Below are 13,281 nucleotides of genomic sequence, written 5' to 3'. Positions count from 1 at the left end.
GGAATACGCATAACAACGATGGCGATGAAAAAGTTGCTCATAGCGTCGCTGCTTTTAGGTAGCGCCACTGCATACGGTTCAGACGGATTCGTAGTTAAAGACATTCGTTTCGAAGGTCTACAACGCGTCGCCGTTGGTGCAGCATTATTGAACATGCCTGTCAGGGTCGGGGATTCAATCGATAACGAAGATATCAGTCGTTCGATTCGCTCGCTATTCTCTACAGGTAACTTCGAAGATGTTAGGGTCCTGCGTGATGGAAATACGCTGATCGTTCAAGTTAAAGAACGACCAACCATCGCGAGTATCACTTTTACAGGTAACAAATCTGTAAAAGATGACATGCTAAAGCAGAACTTGGAAGCATCCAATGTCCGTGTGGGTGAAGCATTAGACCGCACTAAAATTGCGAATATTGAAAAAGGTTTAGAGGACTTTTACTACAGTGTTGGTAAATACAACGCGACAGTAAAAGCGGTGGTCACGCCATTACCACGTAACCGCGTGGATTTAAAATTTGTGTTCTCTGAAGGCGTGTCTGCAAAAATCCAGCAAATCAATATTGTAGGTAACAAAAACTACTCAACAGCGGAATTGGTGAATAAGCTCCAATTACGTGACGATGTGCCATGGTGGAACCTTGCGGCTGACCAAAAATATCAAAAACAAAAATTGGCGGGCGACCTAGAAACCCTGCGCAGTTTCTATCTTGATCGCGGTTATGCACGTTTCAATATCGACTCAACGCAAGTGAGCCTGACACCAGACAAAAAAGATATCTACATTACGATTAATATCACTGAAGGAGATCAATATAAGATTTCTGGTGTGGATGTTAATGGTAATACGGCAGAGCATTTAGCGGATATCCAAGAGTTGATCACTATCACACCAGGTGAGTTATACAATGGTGCGCAAGTGACTCAGATGGAAAACCAAATCAAAGACCTGTTTGGTCGTTATGGTTACGCCTATCCGCGTGTAATGACTCAGCCAGAAATTAATGATGCTGATAAGACAGTTAAGCTGCATGTTAACGTTGATGCCGGTAACCGTTTCTATGTTCGTCAAATTCGTTTCCAAGGTAACGATACCAGTAAAGATTCCGTTTTACGCCGTGAAATGCGTCAAATGGAAGGTGCTTGGTTAGGTAACGATTTAGTTGAATTAGGTAAAGAACGCCTGAATCGTACTGGTTTCTTCGAAACTGTTGATGTTGAAACTCAGCGTATTCCGGGTAGCCCAGACCAAGTTGATGTTATCTATAAGGTTAAAGAACGTAACACCGGTTCAATGAACTTTGGTGTTGGTTTTGGTACTGAAAGTGGCGTGAGCTTCCAAGTTGGCGTAACTCAGGATAACTGGTTGGGTACAGGTAATGCGGTTGGTATTAACGCCAGCCGAAATGACTACTCAACAAACGTCGAGTTCTCAATGACAGACCCTTACTTCACTGTTAACGGTGTGAGTCTGGGCGGACGTATTTTCTATAACGACTTTAGTGCGAAAGATGCGGACTTATCTGGCTATAACAACAAAACGTATGGTTTAGATAGCACATTAAGCTTCCCATTCAATGAAAATAACTCCTTCCGTATTGGTGCGGGTTATGTTCATAACGACCTGTCTGACATGCGTGCGCAAGCTGCAATGTGGGATTATCTACAATCTATGGGTGAAAACCCACCGGTTACTAAAGATGGTCGTAACAAAGAAAGCTTCAGAGCGGATGACTTTACGCTAAACTTAGGTTGGACGTATAACTCCTTAAACCGTGGTTTCTTCCCAACATCGGGTAATAAAACCAGTGTTTCAGGTAAAGTTACTGTCCCAGGTTCTGATAACGAATACTACAAACTGCGTTTTGATACTGCCCAATATCTCCCATTAAATGATGATGAAACATGGGTTGTGTTAGGTCGTGCACAGGCGGGTTATGGTGATGGTATTGGCAGCAAGCAAATGCCATTCTATGAGAACTTCTATGCTGGGGGCTCTAGCACCATCCGTGGTTTCCGTTCGAATAACATCGGTCCGAAAGCGGTTTATCTGAAGAATGTTAATGGCGTTGACGGACCTGAGCCGGGTAGCCCATCCAGCGATGCGGTCGGTGGTAACGCGATGTATGCAGGTTCATTTGAGCTGATTACACCAACGCCATTTATCGACGAGAAATATGCGAATACGATCCGTACGTCTCTGTTTGTAGATGCGGGTACAGTATGGGATACCAATTGGAACAGTATTAACCCAGCATGGCGTGCAGGTATGCCTGACTACGGTACAGCAACTAACGTCCGTGTTTCTACGGGTATTGCTTTACAGTGGATTTCGCCACTTGGGCCTCTGGTCTTCTCCTATGCGCAACCTATCAAGGATTACGAAGGCGACAAATCAGAACAGTTCCAATTTAATATTGGTAGAACTTGGTAATAATTCAGTCTCTATCGAAATCAGCCCTCATAAAATAATGAGGGCTACCAAAATTTCCAGCCATAAGAATGGGTTAAGGAGTTTAGTGTGAAAAAATTGTTGTGTGCAGCGGGTGTGAGTATTGCTTTAGCAATGTCTGCGGGTGCGTATGCTGAAAAAATCGCTATCGTAAATGTTGGCGAAGTTTTCCAAAACATGCCAGCTCGTGAAGCCGTTGCTAAACAGCTTGAGAGTGAATTCAAAAGCCGTGCTACTGAACTGCAGAATCTGGAAAAAGATCTGCAATCACGCGTAGAAAAACTGCGTCGTGACGGTGCGACTATGAGCACTAGCGATCGTGAAAAGCAGGAAAAAGAATTAATCACTAAACGTGACCAGTTCGCTGAAAAAGCTCAAAAATTTGAAGAAGACAACCGTCGTCGTCAATCTGAAGAGCGTAATAAGATCCTGAGCCGTATCCAAGATTCTATTAAATCTGTTGCAGCGAAAGAAGGCTATGACGTTGTTATCGATGCAAACGCAGTTGCGTATGCAAAAGATGGTATCGATATCACCAGTCAGGTTCAAAAACAGGTTAAATAATAGATGTCTTCAATTCGATTAGCTGACCTCGCTCAGCAGTTGAATGCACAGTTACACGGTGATGGCGATATCGTCATCACCGGTATTGCACCGATGTATTCAGCGAACAATCAACAGATTACTTTTTTATCTGATAGCCGTTACAGCGATAAGTTGGCAGATTGCCAAGCTGCTGCTGTGGTATTAACTGAAAAAGATCTGGGTGCTTGTAAGGTTGCTGCACTGGTTGTAGATAATCCTTATCTTGCTTATGCGCACATGGCGCAAATTATGGATACTACTCCAGCTCCTGCTGAGAATATCCATGCATCAGCGGTTATCGCTGATGATGCCCAACTTGGTCAGAATGTAGCAATTGGCGCGAATGCCGTTATCGAAAGTGGCGTTGTGCTAGGCGATAACGTTGTGGTTGGTGCAGGTTGTTTTATTGGTAAAAATACCCGCATTGGTGCAGGCACCCGTTTATGGGCGAATGTCAGTGTTTACCATCATGTTGAGATTGGTGAAAGTTGTTTAATCCAGTCAGGTACAGTGATCGGTTCTGATGGCTTTGGTTATGCCAATGATCGTGGTAATTGGATCAAGATCCCACAATTAGGTACCGTGATCATCGGGTCCCGTGTTGAGATCGGCGCGTGCACAACAATTGACCGTGGCGCATTAGATAACACAGTTATTGGCAATGGCGTTATCATCGATAACCAATGCCAAATTGCGCACAATGTAACAATAGGCGATAATACCGCAGTTGCGGGTGGCGTCATCATGGCGGGTAGTTTAAAAATTGGTCGCTATTGTATGATTGGCGGAGCCAGTGTTATCAATGGTCATATGGAAATCTGTGACAAGGTTACTGTAACAGGTATGGGAATGGTCATGCGACCAATTACTGAGCCAGGAGTTTACTCTTCAGGTATTCCTTTACAGCCGAATAAAGCATGGCGTAAAACCGCAGCTTTAGTCTTAAGCATCAATGAGATGAATAAGCGTCTAAAGACACTTGAACGTGAATTAGATAGCCAAAATCAAAAAAATCAGTAATTATTTGGTAATTCAAGCTAAAATAGTTTCTTGAGTTACGTTTTTTCCGGCCTGCCTGTTAACTCACCCTTGAGTTAAAGCGGGCCGATTCATTAATTAGATAGTATTAATAGACAGGAAGAGTATTTCGATGAGTGATAATCATACTCTGAATATAGAAGAAATCTTAGAACTACTTCCGCACCGTTACCCATTCCTTTTGGTTGACCGTGTATTGGATTTTGAAGAAGGTAAATCTTTGCGCGCGGTAAAGAACGTCTCTTTTAACGAGCCATTCTTTCAGGGACATTTCCCTAGCAAACCAATTTTTCCGGGTGTTTTAATTTTAGAAGCAATGGCTCAGGCTACGGGCATCCTTGCGTTTAAAAGCGTAGGCAAACTTGAACCTGGCGAATTGTATTATTTTGCAGCGATTGATAACGCACGTTTTAAACGTCCCGTTCTGCCAGGAGATCAAATGATCCTGGAAGTTGAATTTATCAAAGAACGTCGCGGTGTTGCACGTTTTAAAGGTGTAGCAAAAGTTGATGGAGAAGTGGCCTGCGAAGCAGAAATGATGTGCGCCCGTCGTCGTGAGGTCTGATATGATTGACAAAACTGCCTATGTACATCCCTCATCTATTGTAGAAGATGGAGCTGTTATTGGTGCCAATGTACGTATTGGTCCTTTTTGCTATATCGGCGCTAATGTTGAAATTGGTGAAGGTACTGAGCTGAAATCTCACGTTGTTGTAAACGGACACACGAAAATTGGTCGTGACAACGTTATTTTTCAATTTGCTTCGATTGGTGAAATTAACCAAGACCTGAAATACCAAGGTGAGCCAACTCGCGTTGAGATTGGCGACCGTAACCGCATCCGTGAAAGTGTGACTATCCATCGTGGAACCACACAAGGCGGCGACCTAACTAAAATTGGTAATGATAATTTACTGATGGTTAACGTCCATATTGCGCATGACTGCATCATTGGTAACCGCTGTATTATCGCGAATAACGGAACGTTAGGTGGTCACGTCACTCTTGGTGATTTCGCAATTATTGGTGGCATGACTGCGGTGCATCAATTCTGTCAGATTGGTGCGCACGTAATGGTCGGTGGATGCTCTGGTGTTGCACAAGACGTACCTCCATACGTTATTGCACAGGGCAACCATGCAACGCCATTTGGTTTAAACCTTGAAGGTTTAAAACGCCGTGGTTTTGAAAAAGAATCTCTGCACGCTATTCGTAACGCATACAAAGCGTTATATCGTTCAGGGAAATCTTTAGAAGAAGCGCGTGAAGAAATTGCTGAGATGGCAAAAACTGACGAACACGTCAAAGTATTTAGTGATTTCTTAGAAGACTCAGCACAATCTAAGCGCGGAATTATTCGTTAATTTTTGCTGCTGTAGATGAACACAAGAAAAGGCCTTTAATAAGGAGCGAATTTTGGTGAATAGCAACCGCCCACTTACTATTGGCCTTGTTGCCGGAGAAACCTCCGGTGATATCTTAGGCGCAGGGCTTATCCGTGCCTTAAAACAACAAGTTCCCAATGCCCGTTTTGTCGGTGTTGCAGGTCCTCTCATGCAAGCAGAAGGTTGTGAAGCTTGGTATGAAATGGAAGAGCTCGCCGTCATGGGGATTGTTGAAGTCCTTGGCCGTTTACCGCGTTTATTATCCATCCGTAAAGATTTAACTCAGCGTTTTACTGAGTTACAACCTGATGTGTTTGTCGGCATTGATGCGCCTGATTTTAATATCACCCTTGAAGGTCGCTTAAAATCAAAAGGCATTAAAACGATCCATTATGTCAGCCCATCTGTTTGGGCATGGCGTCAAAAGCGCGTATTCAAAATTGGTCGCTCCACAAATTTAGTCTTGGCATTTCTCCCGTTTGAGAAAGCATTTTATGACCGTTTTGATGTCCCTTGCCGTTTTATCGGACACACAATGGCAGACTCAATCCCCTTAAATCCTGATAAACAGGCTGCGCGTGAGCGTTTAAATATCCCCACGACTGCAAAATGTTTAGCATTGTTACCGGGAAGCCGCCATTCTGAAGTCGAAATGCTCAGTGCTGATTTCTTAAAAACCGCTACACTATTAAGTAGCCACTTTACCGATCTACATATTGTAGTGCCTTTGGTAAATCAGAAACGACGCCATCAATTCGATGAGATAAAACAACAGGTTGCTCCAGAGTTGAATGTCCATATTCTGGATGGACAGGCGCGCGATGCAATGACCGCAGCAGATGCGACATTACTCGCTTCGGGCACTGCTGCCTTAGAATGTATGCTAACCAAATGCCCAATGGTAGTGGGTTATCGCATGAAGCCCTTCACATTCTGGCTTGCCAAGCGCTTAGTCAAAACGCCTTATGTTTCTTTGCCAAATTTATTGGCAGGGAAAGAAATCGTGAAAGAATTACTCCAAGAAGAGTGTCAGCCACAGCAGCTTGCCAGCCAGCTACTTCCATTGTTGGAGGGCGGAAAGCAAGTCGATGCGCTGAAGGAAACTTTCTTACAATTGCATCAACTGATTCGTTGTGATGCCGATCAACAAGCCGCAGATGCTGTATTAGATTTGGTTAGAAAATAATGGAATTTATATACCCAAAAGCCAACTTAATTGCTGGTGTTGATGAAGTGGGACGTGGGCCTCTTGTTGGTGCCGTGGTGACTGCTGCTGTGATTTTAGATCCCAACAATCCTATTGAAGGGCTTGCTGATTCTAAAAAACTCAGCGAAAAAAAACGTGAAAAACTGTTCGATGAGATCAAAGAAAAAGCGCTGTGTTGGTGTATTGGCCGCGCAGAGCCAGAGGAAATCGATCAATTGAATATATTGCATGCCACAATGTTAGCTATGCAAAGGGCGGTAGAAGGCCTTCCTATTCAACCTGAGTTTGTCTTAGTGGATGGCAATCGCTGCCCTAAATTGACCATGCCATCACAGGCCGTTGTTAAAGGTGATAGTTTAGTCCAAGAGATTAGCGCTGCATCAATTCTGGCGAAAGTGGTCAGAGACAGAGAAATGGTTGAGCTTGATAAAACTTTTCCTGAATATGGTTTTGCGAAACACAAAGGCTATCCTACAGCGTATCATTTAGAAAAATTAGCTGAGTTTGGCGCTACCGAGTTTCACCGTAAAAGCTTCGCGCCTGTAAGACGTGCGTTAGACATTAAATAGTCGGCATAAGAAAAATAGGTATAAAGTTAATGGCTTCTCCTCGTTTTATTCATCTACGTGTTCACAGTGACTACTCCATGATTGATGGGCTGGCAAAAACCGGCCCATTAGTGAAAAAAGTCGCCGCCATGGGCATGCCTGCATTGGCCATCACGGATTTTACTAACCTTTGTGGGTTAGTGAAATTTTATGGTGCGGCTCATGGTGCGGGTATCAAGCCAATCATTGGGGCTGATTTTTATATGGAAAGTGAGCAACTTGGTGATGAGGTTGCTCACTTAACGGTTCTGGCTCGCAATAACGAAGGCTATCAAAACCTCACTTTACTTATCTCTGAAGCTTACCAAAAAGGTTATGGTGCAATTGGGCCAACTATTCACCGCGACTGGCTCGTTAAATATAAAGAAGGTTTGATCTTACTATCAGGCGGTCGAAAAGGGGATGTGGGGCAGTTTTTACTCCGCGGTAACCAAGCACTAGTAGATGATAGTTTAGCTTTCTACCAAACCCATTTTCCTGATGCTTACTATCTTGAGCTTATTCGTACAGGGCGATCTGATGAAGAGAGTTACCTACATGCGGCTGTCGAATTGGCGACTCAGCGTGGTCTGCCTGTCGTAGCGACTAACGAGGTTTGTTTCATTGAAAGCAGCGATTTTGATGCCCATGAAATTCGTGTCGCTATTCATGATGGGTTCACGTTAGCTGATCCTAAGCGTCCCAAAAATTATAGTCCTCAGCAATACTTACGTACTGAAGAAGAGATGTGCGAGCTGTTTGCCGACATCCCTGAAGCATTAGAAAATAGTGTAGAGATTGCTAAGCGCTGTAACGTCACTATTCGTCTTGGTGAGTATTTCTTACCTAAATTCCCAACAGGGGATATGGAAACCGAAGACTATCTGGTCATGTGCTCGAAAAAAGGGCTTGAAGAGCGGTTAGAGTTTTTATTCCCAGATGAAAAAGAGCGGGCGGTAAAACGCATTGAATATGATGAACGCTTGGAAATCGAACTCAATGTTATCAACCAAATGGGATTCCCTGGCTACTTCTTGATCGTGATGGAGTTTATCCAGTGGTCGAAAGATAACGGTGTTCCTGTTGGTCCTGGACGAGGTTCAGGTGCGGGCTCTTTAGTGGCTTACGCACTCAAAATCACTGACTTAGACCCACTTGAATTTGATTTGCTGTTCGAGCGTTTTTTGAACCCTGAGCGGGTTTCAATGCCAGACTTCGACGTTGACTTCTGCATGGAAAAACGTGACCAAGTTATTGATCACGTTGCTCAAATGTATGGGCGAGATGCGGTATCTCAGATTATTACCTTTGGTACGATGGCAGCAAAAGCTGTTATTCGTGACGTGGGGCGTGTGCTTGGTCACCCATATGGTTTTGTGGATCGAATTTCTAAATTAGTTCCCCCTGATCCGGGGATGACCCTTGAAAAAGCCTTTGAAGCAGAACCGCAGCTGCCAGAAATTTATAAAGCAGATGAAGAGGTTAAAGCGCTAATCGATATGGCGCGTAAGCTTGAAGGGGTCACGCGGAACGCCGGTAAGCACGCCGGTGGGGTGGTTATTGCACCAACTAAAATTACGGATTTTGCACCGCTCTATTGCGATGCAGAAGGTAATAACCCCGTTACACAATTCGATAAAAACGATGTCGAATATGCGGGTTTGGTAAAATTCGACTTTCTAGGTCTGCGTACGCTGACCATTATTAACTGGGCATTGGAGATGATCAATGCCCGTCGAGCTAAAAAAAATTTAGAACCGATTGATATTGCAGCCATTCCTTTACAGGATAAGAAAAGCTTCGATATGTTGCAGCGCTCGGAAACCACGGCGGTATTCCAATTAGAATCCCGAGGAATGAAGGATCTGATTAAACGCCTGCAACCGGACTGTTTTGAAGATATGATCGCTCTGGTGGCATTATTCCGCCCAGGTCCGCTGCAATCGGGGATGGTAGATAACTTTATCGACCGTAAACATGGTCGTGAAGAGATCTCATATCCTGATGTAAATTGGCAGCACGAATCATTAAAACCTGTTCTAGAGCCAACTTATGGTATTATCCTATACCAAGAACAGGTTATGCAGATTGCTCAGGTTTTAGCGGGTTATACCCTCGGTGGCGCAGATATGTTGCGTCGTGCGATGGGGAAAAAGAAACCTGAAGAGATGGCAAAACAGCGCTCCGTTTTTGAGGAAGGCTCCATCAAAAACGGGGTAGATGGTGAGTTGTCGATGAAAATCTTTGACTTGGTGGAGAAATTCGCCGGTTATGGATTTAACAAATCACACTCTGCTGCCTATGCACTAGTCTCGTACCAAACATTATGGCTAAAAGCCCACTATCCGGCTGAATTTATGGCTGCAGTAATGACTGCGGATATGGATAACACGGAAAAAGTGGTGGGGCTGGTTGATGAATGTTGGCGCATGGGCTTGAAAGTATTGCCACCAGATATCAATAGTGGGTTATATCACTTCCATGTGAATGATGAAGGTGAGATAGTTTACGGTATCGGCGCAATTAAAGGCGTTGGTGAAGGCCCAATTGAAGCGATAATTGAAGCTCGCCAACAAGGTGGGATCTTTAAAGAAATTTTCGATCTTTGTGCTCGAGTAGACATTAAAAAGATCAACCGCCGCGTGATGGAAAAGCTGATCATGGCAGGGGCATTCGATCATTTAGGCCCTCACCGAGCGGCCTTGATGTCATCCCTTGAAGACGCATTAAAAGCGGCAGATCAGCATGCTAAAGCAGAAGCTATCGGGCAAGGGGATATGTTTGGGGTGCTTGCCGAAGCCCCTGAACAGGTTGAAAGTTCTTACGCGAGTGTGCCAAAGTGGCCTGAACAAGTCGTGCTAGAAGGTGAGCGCGAAACGTTGGGTCTCTATTTGACAGGTCACCCAATAACGCGATACTTAAGTGAGATAGAGCGTTATACAAATGGTTTGAGATTGAAAGATGTGAACCCAACCCCTCGTGGTCAAGTGACAACTGTGGTAGGTTTAGTGCTCTCAGCCAAAGTGATCACCACCAAACGTGGAAACCGAATTGGGATTTGCACGCTCGATGATCGTTCCGGTCGTCTGGATATTATGTTATTTTCAGATGCGTTGGATAAATACCAACATATGTTGGAGAAAGACAATATTTTAATTGCCACCGGTCAGGTCAGCTTTGATGATTTCAATGGTGGTAATAAAATGACAGTGCGCGAATTAATGGATATCGGCGAAGCAAGGGAAAAGTATGCGCGCGGCCTTGCAATTTCACTGTCCGATAAACAGATTAACGATCAATTACTGAATCGGCTTCGTAATGCGCTTGAACCTCACCGTTCAGGCACGATACCGGTTCACTTGTATTATCAGAAGGATGATGCCAGAGCTAAGCTTAAGTTTGGCGTTGTTTGGCGTGTAACACCCGTGGATCCCCTTCTGAACGACCTTCGAACTCTGCTGGGTAGTGAGCAGGTAGAATTAGAATTTGACTAAAATAGGAATATTATGAGTCTGGACTTTCTTGATTTTGAACAGCCGATTGCTGAATTAGAGGCGAAAATCGATTCCCTAACTGCAGTTAGCCGTCAAGATAACAACTTAGAAGTCAACCTAGATGAAGAGGTTGCTCGTTTACGTGAAAAAAGTGTTGAACTGACACGTAAAATTTTCTCTGATCTGGGGGCTTGGCAAATTGCTAAACTCGCTCGTCACCCACGTCGTCCATACTCTTTGGACTACATTTCCCGTATTTTTACAGATTACCAAGAATTAGCGGGTGATCGCGCGTATGCCGATGACAAAGCGATTATTGGTGGTTTAGCTCGTTTAGATGGGCGTCCTGTGATGGTTATTGGCCATCAAAAAGGCCGTGAAACGAAAGAGAAAATTCGCCGTAACTTTGGTATGCCAGCACCAGAAGGCTACCGTAAGGCACTGCGTCTGATGGAAATGGCTGAGCGTTTTCACCTGCCAATTATTACGTTTATCGATACTCCGGGTGCATATCCGGGTGTGGGTGCAGAAGAGCGCGGTCAATCCGAAGCGATTGCGCGTAACTTACGTGAAATGTCTCGCTTATCCGTGCCAGTGATCTGTACCGTGATCGGTGAAGGCGGTTCAGGTGGCGCATTAGCGATTGGTGTGGGTGATAAAGTGAATATGCTGCAATACAGTACCTATTCCGTTATCTCACCAGAAGGTTGTGCATCTATTCTGTGGAAAAGTGCCGATAAAGCACCATTAGCAGCTGACGCGATGGGTATTACGGCACCTCGCTTAAAAGAGCTGAAGCTGATTGATAGTGTGATCCCTGAACCTCTGGGCGGCGCTCATCGTAACTACGATGAAATTGCAGAATCTCTGAAAGCACAACTCACGCAAGACTTGAATGAGTTAGAAACTCTGGATGAAGAAGCACTGAAAAATCGTCGTTATCAACGTCTGATGGGATATGGTTACTGCTAATTAGCTAACCTATTAAGTGCAATCCATTCTATTTTGAAACGGGAGTCGGTTTAGCCAACTCCCGTTTTTTATTATCTTTAATATAATATTGAGTTAAGAAGTGAGTAGAATAAAGGGAAGATAATGGCGAAATCCTCACAGCATATTCTCGCAACAGTTCGAGAAAAAATCGGAAGCTACCAAAAAATTCTGGTTGGATTCAGTGGTGGTATCGATTCCACGGTATTGCTACACACTCTTTATCAGCTAAAACTCAGTGAGTTACCTTCATTAGAAATCCGCGCCATTCATATTCATCATGGCTTAAACATTCAAGCGGACAAATGGGAAGCCCACTGCGCATCAGTGTGCCAGCAATGGAATATCCCATTTATTTGCCAGCATGTGACCGTGGACAGTACTCAGATTGGCATTGAAGCGGCAGCAAGAGCCGAGCGTTATCAGGCATATCGCGATGAGCTGCTCGAAGATGAGATTTTGGTGACGGCTCAGCACCTTGATGATCAAGCTGAAACCTTTATGCTGGCGCTTAAGCGGGGCAGCGGGCCTGCTGGACTTTCCGCAATGCCGGAGTCACTTCCTTTTCAATCGAAAAATGGAAAAACGATTCTATTACGCCCTTTATTAGCGATTTCTCGCCATGAATTAGAAAACTATCGAACGGAGCATCAACTTCCTTGGGTTGAAGATGATAGTAATCAAGACGACCGATATGATCGTAACTTCCTGCGTTTGAATATTATGCCAAGATTATCTGAACGCTGGCCACATTTTGCTAATGCAGTTTCTCGAAGTGCATCATTATGCGCAGAACAAGAGGCGTTACTGAACGAGCTGCTACAAGACTCACTTGATGACATTATTGACTATCGAGGTGGATTATATATCGATGGGCTTATCCATTGTTCAGTTGCTAAGCGTAACGCCTTGATCCGCCGTTGGATTGGCCTTCACCAGCTTGCTATGCCGCCATTTAATCAATTGGAACGGATTTGGAAGGAAGTGGCACTTGCTCGGCAGGATGCAGAACCTATCTGCCGCTTGGGGAACGTGGAAATTCGCCGTTATCAAGGGGCTCTGTGGGTGGTTAAACGCATTAATAGCCTGATGGGAAAACAATATCAGTGGGATTATCCAGAGGCTTATCGACTACCTGAATCACTGGGAACTCTGGTAGTGATGGATGGAGAAGGGCAGATCCGACCACCACAAGAAACAGAAAAAGTGACAGTTCGTTTTGGATTGCAAGGCTCGCTAAATATTGTCGGCCGCCATCATTCACGTAGCAGTAAGAAAATTTGGCAAGAACTGGGCGTTGCACCGTGGATGCGGGAAAGAACCCCACTAATTTACTATAATGAAACGCTTATTTGTGCGGTAGGCTGTTTTATTACACCGGACGGATTTGTGGGAGAGGAGAATATTGGCATTGCTATTGATTGGCAAAATTCTGAGCATTGGATAAATACCGATGAGTTTTCCTGCGAATAACATGAATAAACTATCTATAAATTAGAAACCCCTTATGACTGTGACTATCATAAGGGGCATAGAAGAAACTC

At 44.3% G+C, this 13,281-nt stretch carries 10 protein-coding genes; all 10 read left to right on the top strand.

What is annotated here, in order from left to right:
• Nucleotides 1-18 precede the first annotated feature (18 nt).
• The 10 genes from bamA (at nucleotide 19) to tilS (ending at nucleotide 13,210) form a co-directional block, all read left to right on the top strand.
• A complete protein-coding gene (gene bamA / locus LDO73_RS14035; protein WP_224058762.1) occupies nucleotides 19-2,433 on the top strand; it encodes an outer membrane protein assembly factor BamA in 2,415 nt (804 codons plus the stop codon).
• 87 nt (nucleotides 2,434-2,520) lie between these two features.
• Nucleotides 2,521-3,015 (top strand): molecular chaperone Skp, encoded by a 495-nt coding sequence (gene skp / locus LDO73_RS14030; protein WP_224058760.1) that lies wholly within the window; start codon nucleotides 2,521-2,523, stop codon nucleotides 3,013-3,015.
• 3 nt (nucleotides 3,016-3,018) lie between these two features.
• The gene (gene lpxD / locus LDO73_RS14025; RefSeq protein ID WP_224058759.1) at nucleotides 3,019-4,056 is read left to right on the top strand and encodes a UDP-3-O-(3-hydroxymyristoyl)glucosamine N-acyltransferase; all 1,038 of its coding nucleotides are present in this window, start codon (nucleotides 3,019-3,021) and stop codon (nucleotides 4,054-4,056) included.
• Nucleotides 4,057-4,186: 130 nt separating this feature from the next.
• Nucleotides 4,187-4,639 (top strand): 3-hydroxyacyl-ACP dehydratase FabZ, encoded by a 453-nt coding sequence (fabZ, locus tag LDO73_RS14020; protein WP_006658399.1) that lies wholly within the window; start codon nucleotides 4,187-4,189, stop codon nucleotides 4,637-4,639.
• 1 nt (nucleotide 4,640) lies between these two features.
• Complete coding sequence (gene lpxA, locus LDO73_RS14015) at nucleotides 4,641-5,438, top strand: acyl-ACP--UDP-N-acetylglucosamine O-acyltransferase (protein ID WP_224058753.1); 798 nt, start codon at nucleotides 4,641-4,643, stop codon at nucleotides 5,436-5,438.
• Nucleotides 5,439-5,490: 52 nt separating this feature from the next.
• Nucleotides 5,491-6,645, top strand: a complete 1,155-nt coding sequence (gene lpxB / locus LDO73_RS14010; RefSeq protein WP_224058751.1) for a lipid-A-disaccharide synthase — start codon at nucleotides 5,491-5,493, stop codon at nucleotides 6,643-6,645.
• Nucleotides 6,645-7,235 carry a ribonuclease HII gene (gene rnhB / locus LDO73_RS14005; protein ID WP_224058747.1) on the top strand — a complete coding sequence of 197 codons (591 nt, stop codon included), beginning with the start codon at nucleotides 6,645-6,647 and terminating at the stop codon, nucleotides 7,233-7,235. Before lpxB ends, rnhB begins: the two co-directional genes overlap by 1 nt.
• Before the next feature lie 29 nt (nucleotides 7,236-7,264).
• On the top strand, nucleotides 7,265-10,747 hold the full coding sequence (gene dnaE / locus LDO73_RS14000; protein WP_224058745.1) for a DNA polymerase III subunit alpha: 3,483 nt from the start codon (nucleotides 7,265-7,267) through the stop codon (nucleotides 10,745-10,747).
• 12 nt (nucleotides 10,748-10,759) lie between these two features.
• Nucleotides 10,760-11,719: an acetyl-CoA carboxylase carboxyl transferase subunit alpha gene (gene accA, locus LDO73_RS13995; protein WP_224058743.1), complete on the top strand. Its 960-nt coding sequence runs from the start codon at nucleotides 10,760-10,762 to the stop codon at nucleotides 11,717-11,719.
• Between the two features lie 123 nt (nucleotides 11,720-11,842).
• Complete coding sequence (gene tilS, locus LDO73_RS13990) at nucleotides 11,843-13,210, top strand: tRNA lysidine(34) synthetase TilS (RefSeq protein ID WP_224058741.1); 1,368 nt, start codon at nucleotides 11,843-11,845, stop codon at nucleotides 13,208-13,210.
• Nucleotides 13,211-13,281: the final 71 nt, after the last annotated feature.

It is taken from the genome of Providencia alcalifaciens (assembly GCF_915403165.1).
Classification (GTDB): domain Bacteria; phylum Pseudomonadota; class Gammaproteobacteria; order Enterobacterales; family Enterobacteriaceae; genus Providencia; species Providencia alcalifaciens_C.
This window is presented reverse-complemented; position numbering and strand designations above follow the sequence as displayed.

Bases quoted from the DNA above. Each gene is read 5' to 3' on its own strand.
- bamA (WP_224058762.1), top strand. From the start codon at position 19: ATGGCGATGAAAAAGTTGCTCATAGCGTCGCTGCTTTTAGGTAGCGCC.
- lpxD (WP_224058759.1), top strand. From the start codon at position 3,019: ATGTCTTCAATTCGATTAGCTGACCTCGCTCAGCAGTTGAATGCACAG.
- fabZ (WP_006658399.1), top strand. From the start codon at position 4,187: ATGAGTGATAATCATACTCTGAATATAGAAGAAATCTTAGAACTACTT.
- lpxA (WP_224058753.1), top strand. From the start codon at position 4,641: ATGATTGACAAAACTGCCTATGTACATCCCTCATCTATTGTAGAAGAT.
- rnhB (WP_224058747.1), top strand. From the start codon at position 6,645: ATGGAATTTATATACCCAAAAGCCAACTTAATTGCTGGTGTTGATGAA.
- dnaE (WP_224058745.1), top strand. From the start codon at position 7,265: ATGGCTTCTCCTCGTTTTATTCATCTACGTGTTCACAGTGACTACTCC.
- accA (WP_224058743.1), top strand. From the start codon at position 10,760: ATGAGTCTGGACTTTCTTGATTTTGAACAGCCGATTGCTGAATTAGAG.
- tilS (WP_224058741.1), top strand. From the start codon at position 11,843: ATGGCGAAATCCTCACAGCATATTCTCGCAACAGTTCGAGAAAAAATC.